The organism is Paraplanobispora takensis, assembly GCF_016863195.1.
In the GTDB taxonomy this organism is placed as follows: domain Bacteria; phylum Actinomycetota; class Actinomycetes; order Streptosporangiales; family Streptosporangiaceae; genus Planobispora; species Planobispora takensis.
The window spans coordinates 12314-30111 of record NZ_BOOK01000067.1; the positions used below are offsets into that span (position 1 = coordinate 12314).

At 74.5% G+C, this 17798-nt stretch carries 16 protein-coding genes; 6 read left to right on the plus strand and 10 right to left on the minus strand.

The annotated features are described in order from the left end of the window. Positions 1–17: 17 nt before the first annotated feature. Positions 18–761 carry a lysophospholipid acyltransferase family protein gene (locus Pta02_RS36505; protein WP_203879590.1) on the plus strand — a complete coding sequence of 248 codons (744 nt, stop codon included), beginning with the start codon at positions 18–20 and terminating at the stop codon, positions 759–761. Positions 762–881: 120 nt separating this feature from the next. After that, entirely contained in the window at positions 882–1433 is a 552-nt protein-coding gene (locus tag Pta02_RS36510; protein WP_203879591.1) for a hypothetical protein, read from the plus strand. Positions 1434–1467: 34 nt separating this feature from the next. Here the strand turns inward: Pta02_RS36510 and Pta02_RS36515 are convergent, their stop codons facing one another. The 7 genes from Pta02_RS36515 to Pta02_RS36545 are packed head-to-tail and all read right to left on the minus strand — an operon-like array spanning position 1468 to position 10997. Next, the gene (locus Pta02_RS36515; protein ID WP_203879592.1) at positions 1468–2289 is read right to left on the minus strand and encodes a glutamate ABC transporter substrate-binding protein; all 822 of its coding nucleotides are present in this window, start codon (positions 2287–2289) and stop codon (positions 1468–1470) included. Between the two features lie 11 nt (positions 2290–2300). Beyond that, positions 2301–3815, minus strand: coding sequence for a GlnX family signal transduction membrane protein (locus Pta02_RS36520; RefSeq protein WP_239131508.1), 1515 nt, complete (start codon positions 3813–3815; stop codon positions 2301–2303). Continuing rightward, the gene (locus tag Pta02_RS41645; RefSeq protein WP_239131509.1) at positions 3812–4801 is read right to left on the minus strand and encodes an FHA domain-containing protein; all 990 of its coding nucleotides are present in this window, start codon (positions 4799–4801) and stop codon (positions 3812–3814) included. The genes Pta02_RS36520 and Pta02_RS41645 overlap by 4 nt, the downstream gene beginning before the upstream one ends. A 13-nt stretch (positions 4802–4814) precedes the next feature. After that, a complete protein-coding gene (locus Pta02_RS36530) occupies positions 4815–6134 on the minus strand; it encodes a vWA domain-containing protein (RefSeq protein ID WP_203879593.1) in 1320 nt (439 codons plus the stop codon). A 29-nt stretch (positions 6135–6163) separates the two neighbouring features. Beyond that, complete coding sequence (locus Pta02_RS36535) at positions 6164–7405, minus strand: PP2C family protein-serine/threonine phosphatase (protein WP_239131510.1); 1242 nt, start codon at positions 7403–7405, stop codon at positions 6164–6166. Continuing rightward, positions 7402–9753: a serine/threonine-protein kinase gene (locus tag Pta02_RS36540; RefSeq protein ID WP_203879594.1), complete on the minus strand. Its 2352-nt coding sequence runs from the start codon at positions 9751–9753 to the stop codon at positions 7402–7404. Before Pta02_RS36540 ends, Pta02_RS36535 begins: the two co-directional genes overlap by 4 nt. Further along, the gene (locus tag Pta02_RS36545; RefSeq protein WP_203879595.1) at positions 9750–10997 is read right to left on the minus strand and encodes a hypothetical protein; all 1248 of its coding nucleotides are present in this window, start codon (positions 10995–10997) and stop codon (positions 9750–9752) included. Before Pta02_RS36545 ends, Pta02_RS36540 begins: the two co-directional genes overlap by 4 nt. A gap of 208 nt (positions 10998–11205) precedes the next feature. Here Pta02_RS36545 and Pta02_RS36550 point away from each other — a divergent pair, with 208 nt between their 5' ends. Genes Pta02_RS36550 through Pta02_RS36560 form a run of 3 tightly spaced genes read left to right on the plus strand, consistent with a single transcriptional unit; the run spans position 11206 to position 12826 of the window. After that, a complete protein-coding gene (locus tag Pta02_RS36550) occupies positions 11206–11625 on the plus strand; it encodes a hypothetical protein (RefSeq protein WP_239131511.1) in 420 nt (139 codons plus the stop codon). 2 nt (positions 11626–11627) lie between these two features. Further along, complete coding sequence (locus Pta02_RS36555; protein ID WP_203879596.1) at positions 11628–11861, plus strand: helix-turn-helix transcriptional regulator; 234 nt, start codon at positions 11628–11630, stop codon at positions 11859–11861. Beyond that, positions 11858–12826: an NAD(P)-dependent alcohol dehydrogenase gene (locus tag Pta02_RS36560; RefSeq protein WP_203879597.1), complete on the plus strand. Its 969-nt coding sequence runs from the start codon at positions 11858–11860 to the stop codon at positions 12824–12826. The genes Pta02_RS36555 and Pta02_RS36560 overlap by 4 nt, the downstream gene beginning before the upstream one ends. Positions 12827–12847: 21 nt before the next feature. Here Pta02_RS36560 and Pta02_RS36565 read toward each other — a convergent pair whose 3' ends face one another. The 3 genes from Pta02_RS36565 to Pta02_RS36575 all read right to left on the minus strand — a co-directional run bounded on the left by Pta02_RS36565 (position 12848) and on the right by Pta02_RS36575 (position 16628). Further along, positions 12848–14008 carry a hypothetical protein gene (locus Pta02_RS36565; protein WP_203879598.1) on the minus strand — a complete coding sequence of 387 codons (1161 nt, stop codon included), beginning with the start codon at positions 14006–14008 and terminating at the stop codon, positions 12848–12850. Positions 14009–14073: 65 nt separating this feature from the next. Continuing rightward, positions 14074–15699, minus strand: coding sequence for an L-glutamate gamma-semialdehyde dehydrogenase (gene pruA / locus Pta02_RS36570; protein WP_203879599.1), 1626 nt, complete (start codon positions 15697–15699; stop codon positions 14074–14076). A gap of 2 nt (positions 15700–15701) precedes the next feature. Further along, the gene (locus tag Pta02_RS36575; RefSeq protein ID WP_203879600.1) at positions 15702–16628 is read right to left on the minus strand and encodes a proline dehydrogenase family protein; all 927 of its coding nucleotides are present in this window, start codon (positions 16626–16628) and stop codon (positions 15702–15704) included. Positions 16629–16721: 93 nt separating this feature from the next. Here Pta02_RS36575 and Pta02_RS36580 point away from each other — a divergent pair, with 93 nt between their 5' ends. Continuing rightward, on the plus strand, positions 16722–17789 hold the full coding sequence (locus Pta02_RS36580; protein WP_239131512.1) for a PucR family transcriptional regulator: 1068 nt from the start codon (positions 16722–16724) through the stop codon (positions 17787–17789). Positions 17790–17798: the final 9 nt, after the last annotated feature.

Genomic DNA, 17798 nt, shown 5'->3' on the forward strand with positions numbered 1-17798 from the left:
TGAGGTACGGTTCAGCCATGGCTGAGATCGTGTATCCCCCCGTCATCGGGGCGGCGCTGACCATGTTCCGCGTCCTGGACATGAAGATCCGCATCGAGGGCGCGGAGAACATTCCCCGGACCGGCGGAGCGGTGCTGGTCAGCAACCACATCAGCTATCTCGACTTCATCTTCGCCGGCCTGGCCGCCCGCCCGGCCGGGCGCCTGGTGCGGTTCATGGCCAAGAAGGAGGTCTTCGACCACAGGATCTCCGGTCCCCTCATGCGCGGCATGCACCACATCCCGGTCGACCGGGCCGCGGGCGCCTCGGCGTTCGGCGCGGCGCTGAAGTCGCTCAAGTCCGGCGAGGTCGTCGGCGTCTTCGCCGAGGCCACGATCAGCCGGTCCTTCACCATCAAGGACATCAAGAACGGCGCGGTCCGGATGGCCGTCGCCGCCGGCGTGCCGATGATCCCGATCGCGCTGTGGGGCACCCAGCGCCTGTGGACCAAGGGCCGCCCGAGGAAGCTGACCCAGCGCCACGTGCCGGTCACCATCCTGGTGGGCGAGCCCATGAACCCCAAGCGCGGCGACGACTACGACGCGGCCACCGTCGAGCTGCGCACGCGGATGGCGGAGCTGCTGGACAAGGCCCAGCGCGGCTACCCGCAGATCCCCCAGGGCGTCTGGTGGCAGCCCCGCCACCTGGGCGGCACCGCGCCCACCCCCGAGGAGGCGGCCGAGATGGACGCCGCCGAGGCCGCGGCCCGGCGCAGCTCGTAGGGCGTTCTCCGGATCTTCGCCGTGGCGGGGATCCGGACATCCCCTGACCTGCGCGGGCTTGCGGGCCCGCCGCAAGCCGGCGTCAGGTGGGTCGCAAGTGGCGTGGTGCACCATATGTCCATGAGTGACTCATTCGCCGATGTCGTGGACGCCTTCCAGCCCGGGGTCAAGCCCCAGCCCGGCCGCCTGCCGGGGCCCTTCGCCCGGGTCTTCCTCGTCCTGTGCTGGCTCGCGGTCTGCCTGATGCCGATCCTCTTCGCGGTGGGGGACCTCCGGCTGGCGACGGGCGAGGCCGGCACGCCCGGCACCCTCACGGTCGTCTCGTGTGAGGACCTCGGCCGGGGCCGCTACGACTGCAAGGGCAGCTTCGCCCCCGACGGCGGCGGCGCGGCGGTCGCGGTGGCGGCCTCCCCGGACTCCGAGGCGGGCGACGTCACCCGCGCCCAGCTCGCCCCCGAGGGCGACCGCGCGGTGAAGGCCGGCACGGCGGGCGTGATCGCCGCCCTCGCCCTGCCCTTCCTCGGGATCGGCATGCTGGGCTTCCTGCCGTACGTGATCCTGTACTTCCTGGGCGTACGGCGCGGCCGCCGTACCTCCGTGGTCGCCGGGACCCTGATCACCGTCGCGGGCCTGGCGGGAACGGTCGCCGGAATGGTCGCCGCCTACTCGTGACGGCCGCCGGCCCCGGGATCCCGGGGCCGGCCGCTCAGGCGCAGCCCTCGAACTGGGGGACGGTGAAGGTGAGCGCCAGCCCCGAGGCGGCGAACCACTTCCTCAGCAGCTTCTCGGCGGTGCCGTCCTGGTACATGGCGGTGAGCGCCCGGTTGACGGCCTCGCAGCCGTCCAGGTCGCCCTTGCGCATGCCGATGCCCAGCCGCTCGTCGGTGAAGGGCGCGTTGACGATCCTGAGCGCGGAGCCGGCCTTCGCCGAGAAACCGGCCAGGATCAGGTCGTCGGTGGAGACGGCGTCCACGGCGCCCTGGCGCAGCTTGGCCAGGCACTCGCCGTAGGACGCCGCGGGGACCAGTTCGACGGCGATCTGCCGCTCCTCCTTGACCCTGCGCCAGGAGTTCGACCCGGCGGCCTGGCACAGTTTCCTGCCCTTCAGATCGCGCACGTTCCTGATGTCCCGGTCCGAGGCGCGCACGAGGGTGTCCTGGTGGGCGACGTAGTACGGCCCGGCGAAAGTGATCTTCGACCGGTTCACCGGGGTGATCGAGTAGGTCGCGACGACCATGTCGACCTGCCCGTTCTGGATGAACTGCTGGCGGTTGGAGGACAGGACGGTGACGAACCTGACGTCCTCGATCCCGAGCCGGCGGGCCACCTCGGTGGCGACGTCGACGTCGAAGCCCTCGTAGCGGTCCTCGCCGAGCCGCATGCCCAGCCCCGGCTGGTCGGGTTTCACGCCGACCACCAGGGTCTCGCGGTCCAGGATCGACGGAGGCCCGGCGGTCCCGCACGCCGCGGCGGGCAGGACCGCCAGTCCCGCCGCGACGGCGAGCCCCGCTCTGGTCACAGGTCGCATGACCCTCTCCCTCAACGGTATTCCGACAGCCGGGGCCAGACCCCGGCGACGATCAGCACGGCGGTGGAGATCACGGCCAGCGGCAGCAGGAACCACAGCTCCTCGACCTGCTCCTCGCCGCCGCGCACCGCCCGGTCGAACGCGGTGCGGTGGAGCCCGGCGAGCTCGACCAGCGCCGCGTCGTAGTCCCCGAAGCGCTGCTCCAGGGCGTCCACGCGCTGCTCGACGGCCTGCCGGGGACCCAGCCCGCGCATCGTGCGGTCCGCGCGCTGGAACTCCTCATAGCGCCGCAGCACCTCGACGACCGCGGCCTCATGGCCGGGCAGGCCCGAGCGGGCCGACTCCTGGCCGACGAGGCCGAGGAACGGCTGCCGGCCGGGATAGTCGTCCACCCCCGCGGCCACCGCCTTGTAGTACGCGCCCAGGTTCCCGCTCGGCGCGAAGAGCACAGCCTGGGACTTGTCGAGATAGGTCTGCTCGTAGGTGTCGGCCCGCTCGGGGTCGAGCAGGTAGCGGCTCTGGTCGCCGTGCATGCTGTTGCCGACGGCGCGGGCCCGGGCGAGGGTGAGCACGGAGTCGAAGCCGTCCCGTTTGGCCTCCAGCAGGATGCCGGTCTCGTTGCCCAGGACCGTGAAGCCGGTCAGCGTGTACATCCCGGCGATCACCGTGGCCACCACCAGGGCCGGGTTGAACACCCGGCGGAAGCGCCGGGCCAGGAAGATCTGCAGCCACAGCAGACCGCCGAGCGCCAGGAGCCCCGCCCCGGCCACGAGCACCTGCCCCAGCCGCACCGCCGAGCTCTGGCCCTCGTGGGCGCGGCGCACGATGGTCCCGCTCTCCAGGGTGAGGTTGTAGGCCATGGGCAGCAGTTCCAGCCGCATCAGGTCGGTCGCCTGCCGGTAGATCTCCAGGACCCGCTGCGGCGGCGGGCCCGCCCTGTGGCGCGCCTGCTCGTCCAGGAGCATCGCCCGGGCGGCCAGCCGCTCGTAGCGGCCCAGGCCGTCCAGCACCGCCCGGACGGTCCGCCGCTCGGCGGGGTCGGCGCCGGCCAGCGCCGAGGCCTGCAGCACCGCCCGCCCGGCGTCGCTCCTGCGCTGCTCGTAGACGTCGAGGGCGCGCTGCCGCCCCTTGCCGAGCCCGTGTTCGTCGCCGATCAGCAGGACGTTGGCGACCTGGGTGTCCATGTCGCTGAGCGCGAAGTACAGGTCGGCGGTCGCCACGACCTGCGGGCCGGCGTCGTGGCCGATGACGTCCAGGCCGTCCCTGACGCTCTGGAAGGACGACGACAGCGCGCCGAACAGCAGGGCCAGCGCCACGACGGCGGCGGTGGTGATGACCAGGACCCGGCCCGGCACGCTCTGCAGGCGCCGGGAGAGCCGACCGGCCCGGGGCGGGAACGCCGGGGGAGCGGCCGGCGCGGACGCCGGGACGGGGACGCCGCCCGGCGCGGCCGGGGGCGGTGAGGCGGTGACGGGCGGGGCGGGGGCCTGGGGCGTGGCCGCCTGGTGTGTCGGGACGGGTGTCACGTTTCCCTCCTGCGCCGCAGGGTGATGAGGGTCCACGCGCCGAGGTGGATGCGATCGCCGTCCCCCACCGGCACGGGCTCGTTGACCGCGATCTGCCGGCCGTTGACCAGGGTGCCGTTGGCGGAGCCGGGGTCGATCAGCGTCCACCCGCCCCCGGGCGCGGGCAGCAGGACCGCGTGCAGGTGCGAGACGCCCGGGTCCTCGGGCGGGCCGCTCAGGTCGATCTCCGGCACCAGGTTCCTCGACCGGCTGATCCGGCCGATCCGGGCCTCCGCGCCGGTCAGCGGGACGTCGCGCCGCGGGCAGTACGGCGGGAACAGCACCCGCTCCGCGTCCGGCCCGCCCTGCGCGATCATCCGGTCGTAGTGGGCGCGGTCGGCCTGGATCGTCACCTCCCACTCCCGGGCGGGCGCGGCCCCCGGGCCCGGCTGCGCCGGTCCGCTCGCGTGCGCCGGTCCGGTTCCGTACGGCGGCCCGCTTCCATACGCGGGCCCGCCGGTGTGCGCAGGCCCGGTTCCGTACGGCGGCCCGGTCCCATGAGCCGGTCCGCTCCCGATCGGGGCCCATCCCGTGGGGCCGGGCGCGCCCGGCGATCCCCGGCCCGGCGATCCCCGGCCCGGCGATCCCCGGCCCGCCGGACCCGGCCCTGCGGGCCCGGAGGGTCCGGCGGTCCGGTCGGGGACGGGCGCCGTCTGGTCGTGGCCGCAGTCCTCGCAGAAGCGCCCGCTGATCGGGGCCCGGCAGGCGGCGCACTCGGCGGGGGAGGCCGCCGCTCCGGAGGCGGCCGGGTCCCCGGCGGGGTACGGGGAGGGGGCCGGCGGCGCGGACGTCACCGCGGCGCCGTTCCCGCCGCCCGCGTGGGCGGATCCGGCGGACGGGGGCACGGCCGTCCCGGCCGCGCCGGTCAGGCGGCTGCCGCAGACGTCGCAGTACCCGTCGGCGAGTCCGGCCTCGCCGGGGTCGTGCCCCTGAGGGCAGGTGGCCATCGCGTTCCTCCTCTCAGCCCGCGGGGCTCCGGCCGTCGGAGGAGCCGGGTTCGCCCGGGTCCCTCCGCATGCGCGCCGTACGCACCGATCCGGTGTCCAGCGCGATCTCGTCGGCCTTGTCGACGCTCCGGCGCAACCGGGCGGTGCCGGTCCCCGAGTCGATCTCCACGACCTTGGCCAGCAGCTTGGCGGTGTCGTCGTTGCCGGACTCCTCGGCCAGCCGCCTGGCCCGGCCGAGGCGCGCGGTCGCGGTGTCCAGGTCGCCCGCCGCCCGGGCGCCCAGGCCCTCCTGGATGAGGTCGAACAGCTCGGCCTGCCCGGTGTAGTGGGCCACCCCGGGACTGACGCGGGTGGACAGGGCCAGGTCGTCGGTCCACTGGGCCAGGACGTTGCCGCGGGCGAGGATCTCGCCGGTGTCGGGGCGCACCAGCCGTACCCAGGCGCCGCGGACCTCCTGGCCGACCGCGCCGGCGGGGACCTCGACGCACAGGTGGTAGACCCGGGTCTCCGCGCCCCACGACCCGGTCGGGTAGTCGCCGGTCAGCGGGTCGGCCGCCGCGCGCATGCCGGTCAGGTCCGACAGGGTGGGCGAGACCTGCTTGAGGTGCTTCACCCTGCCGTGCTGCGGCGTCCAGACCCGCAGCGCGACCTCGGCGACCGCCTTGCCCATCATGCTCTCGATCATCATCCGGAAGTTGTCCGTCAGGTCCCTGGCGTCGCGGATGAAGCCGGAGGTGCCCAGCAGCGCGTCGGCGACCTTGCGCAGCTCGGCCGGGGCCCAGTCGGTGCCCACGCCCCGGCTGTCGCAGACGAACGTGCCCGCGCAGTGCGCCAGGGCGGCGTCGAACACCTCCGCGCTCTCGTTGTTCTGGCCGTCGGTGAGCAGGATGGCGTGACGGACCGCCCGGGGGTGGTCGGCCAGCAGCTCGGCGGCCAGTCTCAGCCACTTGCCGATCGCGGTGCCGCCGTCGGCGCGCAGCCCGCGCAGGGCCTGGGCGGCGTCCTTGCGCGTGCGCCCGTCCGCCCGGACCAGCCCGGCCCGGTGGGGGTAGATCTTGGTCGCCTCGTGGGTCCCGGCGACGACGGCGAAGTACGTGCCGTCGCGCAGGGTCTCCACCGCGGCCTGGGCGGCCTGGCGAGCCTCGACGATCTTCGAGCCGCCCATCGAGCCGGACGCGTCGACGATGATCACTTCGGCGGCCTCGACGTCCGCGGCCACCCGTTCCGCCGGGCCGGTGGCCTCGACGGTGAGGATGGCGTGGATCTCCCGGCCGCCCGTGGGCAGGTACTTGTTCTGGTCGATGTCCAGCGTGAACAGGGGCTGGTCGCTCACGCGTTCCTCCTCTGTCGGCGGGTGCCGGTCTACACCGGCGGCGGATGAAACGGGATCACCAGGACGGTGACGTTGTCGCGACCCCCGGCCGCGAGCGCGTGCCGTACCAGCGCGCGGGCCGCCTCCAGCGGCGTGTCCCGCGCGGTGAAGGGGGCCAGGTCGGCGGCCTCCTCCAGATAGCCCCACAGCCCGTCGCTGCAGACCAGGACCACTCCGGGACCCTCGGGCGCGAACTCGCCGACGTGGGCCGTGATCCGGCCCGCGTCGACCCCGAGCCAGGCCGACAGCAGGCCGGGCGAGACGACGTCGTCCTCGGTGAGCAACGCGGGACCGCGCAGGGGAACCGGACCGGGGTCGGATCCGGAGACGGGCGAGAGCATGGGACCGGTGTCGGAGTCGGAGTCGGGGACGGGCATGGGGCCGGTGTCGGAGTCGGTGCCGGGGACGGGCGGTGGCGTGGGGGCCGCGCCGAGCCAGTAGGCGCGGCTGTCACCGGCCCAGCCGATCGTGACGCGGTCCGTTCCCACGAGGGCGGAGACGTAGGTGCAGGCGGGCGCGTCGTCCACCGAGGAGCCCAGCGCGGCCACCGCGGTCGCGGCCCCCGCCAGAGCCGTGCGGGTGGCCGTCACCGGGTCGGCGCCCGAGCGGAGCGCCTCCAGGAGCACGGTGGCGCCCGTCCGCGCGGCGGCCGAGGAGGCGGTCTCCGGCCGCGGGGAGGAGGACACCCCGTCGCAGACCACGCCGATCGTCACGCCGTCCGCGGCCACCAGCGCCATCGCGTCCTCGTTGCGGCTGTGCCGCAGCCCGCGGTCGCTCACCCCGGCGGCGCCGCCCGCCTCGGTCTCGGCGTGGTCGCTCTCGGACGGCTGCCGCAGGCCGCACAGCTCGCAGTAGCCCTCCGGATCCACCGGCGCCGGCCCGCACCGCACGCAGCCGGCCCCGTCCAGCGGCTGCCCGCAGCCCTCACAGAAGAACTCGCCGGGGTGCACGCTCGAACCGCATCTCGGACACGCCTCGCCCGCGCCCGCCTCCACCCCCGAGGCGTCCGAGGCACCCGAGGCGTCCGCCGCGTCCGCCGCGTCCGCCGTGTCCCCGGCTTCCGGCGTCCCGGCGGTGTCCCCCGCGTCCGGGACGTCCCCGGTGTCCGGCGTGCTCTCCCCGGCCTCGGGCGTCGCGGCCGGGCGGCGCGCGGCCACCGGGAGCGTCACCGCGTCGTCCGGCTCGCCCACGCCCGCCTCCGGGGTCGCCACGGCGTCGTCGGGGGCCGTCACAGCAGCGTCCTGGGGCGGGCGGCGTTGGCCCGGTCGATGAGCGCGTGCCGTTCGGTGACGGTGGCCGCCGAGCGCGCGAGCCCGCGGTAGAGGCGCTCCAGTTCCCGGCGGAGATCACGCTCGCTGAACGGCGTCCCGAGCAGGGTTCCGTTCCCCGAGGTCGTGCCGGAGCCGGAGTCGAGCCATTCGAGGGCCCGCTCCAGGATCTCGGCGGCCATCTGCGACCGTCGCCGGGGATCGAGGTCGCCGAGATCGCCGAGCCGCTCTCCGGCCGCGCTCAGCGTGGCGGCGTTCAGCGACGCCGGGGCGCGTTCCCGTACGGCCGCCGCCACGGCCGCCAGCCGCGCCGCCACGAAGTTGCTGGAGCTCGTGGGCACCTCGTCGAGGACCTGCAGCGCGGAGTCCCGGTGCCGCTGGGCCAGCAGCACCCGGGCCAGGCCGAACGCCGCGCTCACGTGGGAGCGGTCGGTGTTCCACACCGACCGGTAGCGCCACTCGGCCATCACCGGGTCGCCGGCGGCCTCCAGGCTGAAGGCCAGCGCCAGCCGGGAGGCGCACTCCCCGGGCATCAGGTCGTAGCAGCGGTCGAAGATCCGCGCAGCCTCCGCGGGATCGCCCGAGACCAGCTGGTGCACGCCCCGGCACCACAGGACCCGCCAGTCCCCGGCCAGCTTCCCGGCCGCCCCGGCGAGCAGGGCCTCGGCCTCCGGCATGCCGTTCTCGGCGGCGATCCGGGCACGGGCGAGCATGGTCTCGGGCGTGTCCGGCGCCGACTCCAGCATGGTGACGAGCTCGCCGGGGGTACGCGCGGTGAGGCCGGACAGGAACGCGGTGGCCGGATCGGCGGGGTCGGCCAGCGGCACGGGCAGGGCGGCCGCCGCGGCGGCGCGGTCGAGCGGCTCCAGGATCCGCCCGCTGCCCTGTCCGGCCAGGGAGGTCCCGGCGGCGATCCGCTCGGGACCGAACAGCGGGGAGGGCGCGGGGTAGGGGATGCCGTCCTCCACCGCCCGCACCTCCCGCAGCACCCCCAGGAGCTGGTCGGCCATCTCCTCCGCGCCGGCGAACCTGGCGGCCGGGGCGGGGGCGGTCGCCCGGCGCAGGAAGCGGTGGAAGGACTCGTACCTGGCCTCCGGCGGCAGCTCGTCGAAGCCGGGGAGCGGGGCCTCGGCATTGCCCCGGACCGGGCTGAACGGGAAGCTCAGCACCGCCAGCGTGCGTCCCACCGTGTAGAGGTCGGAGGCGACCGAGGGCCCCTCCGAGGCGATCTCCGGCGCCTGGTAGCCGACCGTGCCGTAGATGGCGCTGTCCTGGTCGGCGGCCATCCGGACCGCGCCCAGGTCGATGAGCTTGAGCTCGCGGCCGACCTGGATCACGTTGGCGGGCTTGAGGTCGCAGTACAGCATGCCCCGGTCGTGCAGGTATCCCAGGGCGCGCAGGATCTCCAGCGCGTACGGGATCGACTGGCGCAGCGGGAGCGCCCGCGCGCCTCCGCTCTCCCTCAGCTTCCGGCGGAGCTGGTCGTGCAGGGACTCGCCCCCGACGTACTCCATGACGAGGTAGCCGGCCATGTGCCCCGGCTCGCCCCCCGGCTCCCGGTGCCGGACGAAGTTGAAGATCTTGACGATGTTGGCGTGGTCCACGCCCGTCAGGAACCGGCGCTCGGCCTCGGCCACGGCCAGCGCCTCGGCGTCGGCGGTGTTCAGCAGCCCCTTGAGCACCACCCAGCGGCCGTCGAGGTTGCGGTCGGCGGCCAGGTAGATCCAGCCGAGCCCGCCGTGCGCCAGGCAGCCCTTGACCTCGTACTGCCCGGCGACGAGGTCGCCCTCGCGCAGCTTGGGGGTGAAGGAGAAGCGGGTGCCGTCGTGCGGGCAGAACCCCTCGGTACGGCCCGGCCTGCCGTCCCTGCTGCGGCCCACCGGACGGCCGCAGCCCGGCTTCGCGCAGATCCGCTTGTCCTCCGGCACCTGCGGGTCCTCCAGCACCACCTCGACCGGGTCCCGGTAGACCACGGGCGGCACCTCGGCCAGCCCCGAGCCCAGCATCCCGGGACGGCTGCCGCCGGTGCCCCGGGTGCCCCGGCTCGGCGTGGAGCCGCTCCCGCGACCGCCGGAGGGGATCGTGACGGGAACGGAGAAGGAGGTGAAGCCGGGACCTGACCGGGAGGTCCCGGCGGAGACGGCCCCCGGAGAGGAGACCGGCCCGTAGGAGGCGGGCCCGGCAGAGGAGGCGGGAGAGGACGGGGCGGGCGCGGACGGGACGGCGCCCGGGGGCCGGGCGGCGTGGCCGCACAGGTCGCAGTAGCCGTCCTCGACGGTTCCCGTGCAGTCGGGCTGGGCGCAGGCGGTCATCCGGCGGCTCCCTCGGTCGCGCGTTGGTATCCGGTGACGGCCACCGTGGCCCGGCGCAGGTCGCAGGGGGCCGTCCAGAGCAGGTCGTGTGCCCGGCGGTACAGGGAGACGAGCCCGGCGTCCTCGGCCAGGCCGAGCCGGACCGCCTTGGCCCGCAGGGCCTCCAGTCTGCCGCGCAGCTCGTCGCGGCGCGCGATCAGCTCGCGCAGGGCCGTCCCGGCCCGCTCGGCCTGCCGCAGGGCGTCCTCGGTGGCGCGTTCCAGGCCGGAGAGCAGTTCCTCGCGCTCCAGCCACCGCCCGTCCTGCGGCGCGTCCGCGATCCCGCCGACCGCCGCCTCCCGGCCGGGCGCCGGCAGGGCTCTGGCGGGAGGGGAGGGGTCCAGTGCGGCCAGCCGTTCGCCCAGGACGGGGGCGCGGTCGGCGAGGGCGGGCAGAGCCGGTGAGGCGATCTTCGCCAGCACCAGGTCACGCGCCCTGCGGGCCTCCTCCTCGGCGGCGGCCACCCGGCCGACGCGCCGGGTCAGGGCCTCGCGCCGCTCGCCGTAGGCCCGCCGCAGCTCGGCGGCCCGCCGTACCCTCTCGCCCAGGCGGGCGGCCTCGGCGACCACCCGGTCCAGATCCTCGCCGTCCTCGCGATCCGTCTCCCCGAGAGGATCGTGGCGCAGCTCCTCGCGGATGCGCTCGATCTCCCGCCCGCACGCCTCCAGTCCGGGGTCGGGATCGCCGAGTTCGCGCAGCGTCCCACGGGCGGCGGTGATCGCGGCCGAGGCGGCGTCGAGCCGGGGCAGCGCCGCGTTCCAGACCGCGTCGACGTCGGTGATCACATCGATGACGTCACGGAAGGCCTGGTCCATCGTGGCCACCGCCTCGTCCAGGGTGAAGCGCTGCTCCCCGCTGTGCAGCAGCGAGCGCCGCTCCAGCGGCCCGGCGTCGGGCACCAGCCGTACGGCGGGCCCGGTGAGCAGCCCGGTCAGCTCGGCGAGCTCGGCGGACCCGAGACGGCGGTTGTCGGCCCGGATCCGGTCGGCCCGGGCGAGCGTGCCGCGGTAGGCGTCCAGCAGGGCCCACAGCAGGGTCGCGCGGGCCTCGGCCGTCGCCCACCGGCGCGCGGTCTCCCCGCGCAGCGGCGAGCTGCGCAGCAGCCGGAAGATGGTGTGGGCGTCCAGATCCAGGACGTCGTCGGAGATGCGGTCCCGCTCCTCGTGGCGGGCCCGGAGGGCGTACTCGACGCCCTCGGCACTCATCGGCGGCCCCGCCGCCCCTGCGCTCCCCGTCAACGATCCCCGCGCCTCCCCCGTACTCCGCCCCCGTGGAAGTGTGGTCTTTATCCTCGCTTTACCTTTTGACGAAGGGCCGCGAAGGAAAGTTTCCGCCGGATCGAGGGGATCTGCCGCGCGGCCGACGATGTAAAGAAAACTAGACACGGTGTCCGCGATGTTTTACATTCCTGGCATGCCGTTCGAAGAGAAGCTCGCGTGGATCATGGCGGCGGTCTCGGCCGTCGCCTACGCGGTCTACCTGACCCTCCTCCTCGGCCAGGCGGGGCCCACCCCGCTGGCCGAGGTGACCTATGTGCCGATCATGTTGTGGAGCATCGGCGCCGCGATCGTGGTCGCGATCGTCCTGCGCATCGTGGCCGCGGCCCTGGCGCCCGAGGACGCCGGGCAGAAGGACCAGCGCGACCGGGAGATCAACCGCTTCGGCGACCACACCGGCCAGTCCTTCGTCGTCATCGGCGGCATCGCGGCCTGCGTGCTGGCGATGGCCGAGGCGGACCAGTTCTGGATCGCCAACGTGCTCTACCTGGCGTTCGTGCTGTCGGCGGTCCTCGGGTCCTTAACGAAGATCGCCGCCTACCGCAAGGGCTTCTGACCGTGGTGAAGCCGACCAGGGTCACCAACTCGATCCGGTCCCTGCGCTTCGCCTGCGGCGAGATGACCCAGGCGGAGCTGGCCACCCGCATCGGCGTCACGCGCCAGACCGTCATCGCCATCGAGCAGGGCCGCTACTCGCCGTCCCTGGAGATGGCCTTCCAGATCGCGCGGGTGTTCGGCGTCCCGCTCGACGACGTGTTCCAGTACCCCGGCAACGCGGAGGAGACCCCGTGAAAGCGATCGTTCAGGACACCTACGGCCCGGCCGACGTGCTGGAGCTCAGAGACGTCGACCCGCCGGCGCCCGGGGACGACGACGTGCTCGTCCGGGTGCACGCGGCCGGGGTCGACGCGGGCGTCGTGCACCTCATGACGGGCACGCCGTACCTGGTGCGCCTCGGGTTCGGGCTGCGCGCGCCCAGGGTCCGGGTGCGGGGCATGGACGTGGCCGGGCGGGTGGAGGCGGTCGGGCGCAACGTCACCCGCTTCCGCCCCGGGGACGAGGTGTTCGGCAGCTGCCAGGGCTCCTTCGCCGAGTACGCCTGCGGCCGCCAGGACAAGTTCGTTCCCAAGCCGGCCGCCCTCACCTTCGAGCAGGCGGCGGCCGTGCCGATCTCGGCGCAGACGGCCCTGCACGGCCTGCGCGACGCGGGGAAGGTCCAGCAGGGGCACAAGGTGCTGGTCATCGGGGCCGGGGGCGGGGTGGGGACGTTCGCGGTGCAGCTGGCCAAGGTGTTCGGCGCCGAGGTCACCGGTGTGTGCGGCCCGGCCAAGGCGGATCTGGTCCGCTCGATCGGCGCCGACCACGTCCTCGACTACACGCGCGAGGACTTCACCGGGCGGCCCGAACGCTACGACCTCATCCTCGACATCGCGGGCAACCGGCCGCTGTCGCGCATGCGGCGCGCCCTGACCCCCCGCGGCACCCTCGTCATCATGGGCGGCGAGGAGGGCGGCAAGTGGACGGGCGGGCTCGGCCGCCAGTTCCGGGCGATGCTGCCCTCGCCGTTCAGCGGTCACCGGCTGCGCGCGCTGGTCTCGCTCCACCGTGAGAAGGACCTCGCCTTCCTGGCGGAGCTGCTGGAGGCCGGCCGGTTCGCCCCGGTCGTCAGCAGGACCTACCCGCTGGCCGAGGCCCGCGAGGCCGTGCGCTACGTGAGCGGCGGCCACGCGGAGGGCAAGGTCGTCATCACGGTCTGAACCGGCCCGCCACGGTGCATCTCAGTGCCGCGGGGTGTAGGGCGCAAGGGCCGCCGGGTCCACGTCCGCGTCCGGCCACCGGCGCCGCAGCGCCAGCGCCGCCCGGCGCGCCCAGCCCGCCAGGTGGGGCAGCGCCCGGCGGTCCGCGGCGACACCCGCGGCGGACTCCAGGACGGAGACCATCTGGATGCGGCTCGGATCGCCCGCGGGACGGGCGTCGAGCACGGGGAAGCGGACGAGCCGCGCGGCGGCCCAGGTCAGGCACGCGCAGGCCAGTCCGTAGCCGAACAGGCGGTCGTCCTCGGCCTCCCGGACGGATCGCGCCAGCGCACCGCGGTGGGCCGCCTCCAGCCCGGTCGCGACCGGGTCGCCGACCGCCAGCCACGCCGGACCCGGCACGTACAGGCACACCGCCGAGGTCAGAGTGTGCCGGTACCCGGCGAACTCGAAGTCGATGAGCCGCCCGTCGTCCCCCGCCACCAGGAAGTTGTTCGCTTCGGCGTCCCCGTTGGTCAGCGACAGGAAGGGGCCCGGATCGGCGAGCTCGGCCACCACCCCGGCCAGCTCGCCTCCGGCCGGATCCGGCAGGGCGGTCCCGAACGCCGCGGCCTGCTCCACGACCCGCGGCCACACCCCGGCCTCCGGCCACACGCGGTCCGCCCGCGCGTCGACGGGGCCCAGCGCCGAGCGCCGCGCGTAGTACGCCTCCGCGTGCCCGGCCGTGGCCGCGCCCAGCTCGCCCAGGGCGCGTGCGAAGGAGGCCAGCCCGGGCGGCGGCGGCAGGGCACCGCCGTACCGCAGCGCCCGGTCCAGCGGCGTGCGGGGAGCCAGGTCCTCCAGGAGGAGGATCGGCGCCGCCGGGTCGGCCGCCAGCACCCGGGGGGCCAGGCCGAGCCCGAGATCCTCGGAGAGGAAGCGCAGGGCGGCCAGCTCGGTGTGCACCTGCCGCGGGTCGTCGCGCAGGCCGTCCGGGTCGTCGCGCAGCCACTTCACGATCACCGACGCGGGCAGCCCGGCTCCCGGCCCGGCCGTCCGCGCCCGCAGCACCGCCCACGGGGTCAGGCGCTCCAGGTGCTTCAGCCTCACCGGGACGCCGGACGCCTCCGACAGCAGCGCCTCGAGATCGGACCGGGCGGGCGGCCGGGCGGCGGTGACGGGGGGACCGGCGGGCGGGATCGGCACCCCGGCAGGGTCTCAACCGGGAGCCGCGCCTGCCAACAGGTTTGATCGCGGAGGGCTCCGCCCGGTCAGCCCATGTGGGGATAGCGGTGGTCGGTCGGCGGGACGAAGGTCTCCTTGATCGTGCGGGCGTTCACCCAGCGGATCAGGTTGAAGATCGAGCCGGCCTTGTCGTTGGTGCCCGAGGAGCGGGCGCCGCCGAAGGGCTGCTGGCCGACGACCGCGCCGGTGGGCTTGTCGTTGACGTAGAAGTTGCCCGCCGCGAAGCGCAGCTTCTCCGAGGCCGAGGCCACCGCGTAGCGGTCCCGGGCGATCACCGATCCGGTCAGCGCGTACGACGAGGCGCTCTCCATCTGCTTCAGCACCGCCTCGAAGTCGCCGTCGTCGTAGACGTGCACGCCGAGGATCGGGCCGAAGTACTCCTTGGTGAAGATCTCGTCGGCCGGATCGGCGGACTCCAGGACGGTGGGCCTGACGAAGTAGCCGGTGGAGTCGTCGCAGGACCCGGTCAGCACGTCGATCGAGTCGAGCGAGCGGGCCCGGTCGATGGCCGCCTTGTGCTTGGCGAAGGCCCGCCCGTCGATGACCGCGCCCATGAACGCCGACAGGTCGGCGGCCACGTCGCCGACGGTCAGCGACTCGGCGGTGGCCACCAGGTCGTCGCGGATCGCCGTCCAGATCGAGCGCGGGACGTAGGCGCGGGAGGCGGCCGAGCACTTCTGGCCCTGGTACTCGAACGCGCCGCGGATCAGCGCGGTGGACAGCACCGCCGGGTCGGCCGAGGGGTGGGCCAGCACGAAGTCCTTGCCGCCGGTCTCGCCGACCAGGCGCGGGTAGGACCGGTATGCGGCGATGTTCGCGCCCACGGCCGCCCACAGGTGCTGGAAGGTCGCGGTGGAGCCGGTGAAGTGGATGCCCGCCAGCTCCGGGTGGGGCAGGGCGGCCTCGGAGACGCCCCGGCCGTTGCCGGTCACCATGTTGATCACGCCCGGCGGCAGGCCGGCCTCCTCCAGCAGGCGCATGGTGAAGTGCGCGGCGAACTGCTGGGTGGGGGAGGGCTTCCACACGACGACGTTGCCCATCAGGGCGGCCGAGGCCGGCAGGTTGCCCGCGATGGCGGTGAAGTTGAACGGGGTGATCGCCAGGACGAAGCCCTCCAGCGGGCGGTACTCCATCCGGTTCCACACGCCCGGCGACGACACCGGCTGCTCGGCGTACAGCTGCCGCGCGTAGGCCACGTTGAAGCGCAGGAAGTCGATCAGCTCGCAGGCGGCGTCGATCTCGGCCTGCTGGACCGACTTGGACTGGCCGAGGATCGTCGCGCCGTTCAGCGTCTGGCGCCACGGCCCGGCCAGCAGGTCGGCGGCGCGCAGGAAGATCGCGGCCCGCTCGTCGAAGGACAGCGCCCGCCAGGCGGGGGCCGCCGCCAGCGCGGAGTCGATCGCGGCCCGCACGTCATCGGCGGTGGCCTCCGCCGTACGGCCCAGCACCGAGGCGTGGTTGTGCGGCTGCACCACGTCGACGGAGGCGCCGCCGGCCATGCGCTGCTCGCCGCCGACCGTCATGGTCAGGTCGAGCTGGGCCCCGGCCAGTTCCTTGATGCGGTTCTCGAGCGCGGTCCGCTCGGCGCTGCCCGGCGCGTAGCCGAGTACCGGCTCGTTGGCGGGGACGGGGACGTTGGAGATGGCATCCATGGCTACTTGCCTCCAAGGGCACGGAGAAAGAAGGCGACGTTGGCCGGGCGCTCGGCCAGGCGGCGCATGAAGTAGCCGTACCAGTCGTCGCCGTAGGGGATGTAGACGCGCATCGTGTGGCCCGCGCCGGCCAGGGCCTGCTGCTTGTCGGTGCGGATGCCGTACAGCATCTGGTACTCGTAGTCGCCCAGGGCGCGCCCGAAACGGTCGGCCAGGGTCTCGGTGATCGAGATCAGCCGGTCGTCGTGCGTGGCCACCATGGGACGGCCCTTGCCCGCCATGAGGATCCGCAGGCACCGCACGTAGGCCTTGTCGACCTCGTTCTTGTCGCGGTGCGCGACGGAGGCGGGCTCGGCGTAGGCGCCCTTGACCAGGCGGACCCGCGAGCCCTCGTGCGACAGGTCGCGGCAGTCGGCCTCGCTGCGGAACAGGTAGGACTGGATCGCCACGCCGGTGCCCGGGAAGTCGCCGCGCAGCGTGCGCAGGATGCCGAGGGTGGAGTCGACCGTGGTGTGGTCCTCCATGTCGAGGGTGACGCCGGCCCCGGCGTCGTGGGCGGCCTCGCAGATGCGGCGGGCGTTGTCCAGGGCGATCTTGTCGCCGTCGGCGCCGAGCGCCTGGCCCACCGCCGACAGCTTGACCGAGACCTCGGCGCGGTCCCCGAGCTCCAGCTCGCGCAGCGCGGCCAGCATGAGCACGTAGGCGTCGGCGGTCTGGGCGGCGGCCCCGGCGTCCCGGGTCTCCTCGCCCAGATGGTCGATGGTGACGGCCAGGCCCGCACCGGTCAGGCGGCGCACGGCCTCGACGGCGTCCTGAACGGTCTCGCCCGCCACGAAGCGGTCGACGACCTTGCGCGTCAACGGAACGCCGGAGACCGCGCGCCGTACGAACGGCAGCCGCGACCCGGCGAGGAGAACTGAACCGAACATGCCCCCAGCCTAAAACTCCAGCTCAACGGAGCCTCATGTGCATCTGCCACGATCACGGGACGAGGCTTCATACAGATGTATGACAATGGTGGGATGCTCCAGGAGACCGTCGACGAGATCGCCGCCAGGCTGGGCGCCTCCGCGACCCTGGAGGACCGCTCCTTCCAGCTGCTGGCCTACGCCGCGCAGAGCGGCGACATCGACACGGTGCGCCAGGAGTCCATCCTGCGCCGCCGCGCCTCCGACGAGGTCCGGGCCTACTTCGAGGGGTACGGCATCGCCGGCGCGCCCGGCCGGGTCCGCATCCCCGCCGACGCCGAACTGGGCGTGCTCGCCCGCGTCTGCGTCCCGCTGCGGCACCAGGAGGTGACCTACGGCTATCTGTGGCTGCTGGACGACGGGACCCTCACCGAGGAGCGGCTCGACTCCGTGGCCGGGCCGGTCGCGAGGGCGGCCACGGTCCTGGCCCAGGAGGCCCGCCGCCGCAGAGATCTGGGCGGCCACCTGCGGGAGCTGCTGTCGCCGGACGCCGAGGAGCGGGCGTGGGCGCTGTCCCTGCTCGACCTGAGCGGCCCGGTGACGGCGGTCGCCGTGCGTCCCGGCGCCGACCGGGTCGTCCCGCTGTGGACCCTCCCGCGCGAGGTGCTCGCCGACCCCGGCCTGCCCGTCCACGGCGAGCCGCTGGTGGCGCTGCTGGCCCCGGCCGCGCAGGCGTGGGAGGTGGCGGTGCGGGTGCGGGCCATGTACGGCACGGCGGCGGGCGTCGGCGGGGCCAGGACGGAGCCGGGACAGGCCTGGCAGAGCTGGCGGGAGGCGGTGCACGCGCTGCGGGTGGCCGGCCGGGTCCCGCGGCTCGGGCCGGTGGCGGCCTGGACCGACCTCGGGGCCTACCGGATGCTCGCCCGCCTGACCCAGGAGGCGCTGCGCGAGCTGGCGGCCGAGGCGGGGGAACTGGCCGCCGACCCCGAGCTGGCCAGGACCGTGGAGGACTATCTCGACCACGCCGGCCACGTCCAGGAGGCCGCCGCCGCCCTGGGCGTGCACCGCCAGACGCTCTACTACCGGCTGGGCAAGGCCGAACGCCTGATCGGCCGCGACCTGTCCGACGGCGAGGACCGCCTGGTGGTCCACCTGGCCCTCAAGGCCGCCCGCCTGCTGTAGCACCGGCCC

Coding starts and splice junctions, on each gene's coding strand:
- Pta02_RS36505 (WP_203879590.1), top strand. CDS start 18: ATGGCTGAGATCGTGTATCCCCCCGTCATCGGGGCGGCGCTGACCATG.
- Pta02_RS36510 (WP_203879591.1), top strand. CDS start 882: ATGAGTGACTCATTCGCCGATGTCGTGGACGCCTTCCAGCCCGGGGTC.
- Pta02_RS36515 (WP_203879592.1), bottom strand. CDS start 2,289: ATGCGACCTGTGACCAGAGCGGGGCTCGCCGTCGCGGCGGGACTGGCG.
- Pta02_RS41645 (WP_239131509.1), bottom strand. CDS start 4,801: ATGGCCACCTGCCCTCAGGGGCACGACCCCGGCGAGGCCGGACTCGCC.
- Pta02_RS36540 (WP_203879594.1), bottom strand. CDS start 9,753: ATGACCGCCTGCGCCCAGCCCGACTGCACGGGAACCGTCGAGGACGGC.
- Pta02_RS36545 (WP_203879595.1), bottom strand. CDS start 10,997: ATGAGTGCCGAGGGCGTCGAGTACGCCCTCCGGGCCCGCCACGAGGAG.
- Pta02_RS36550 (WP_239131511.1), top strand. CDS start 11,206: ATGCCGTTCGAAGAGAAGCTCGCGTGGATCATGGCGGCGGTCTCGGCC.
- pruA (WP_203879599.1), bottom strand. CDS start 15,699: ATGGATGCCATCTCCAACGTCCCCGTCCCCGCCAACGAGCCGGTACTC.
- Pta02_RS36575 (WP_203879600.1), bottom strand. CDS start 16,628: ATGTTCGGTTCAGTTCTCCTCGCCGGGTCGCGGCTGCCGTTCGTACGG.
- Pta02_RS36580 (WP_239131512.1), top strand. CDS start 16,722: ATGCTCCAGGAGACCGTCGACGAGATCGCCGCCAGGCTGGGCGCCTCC.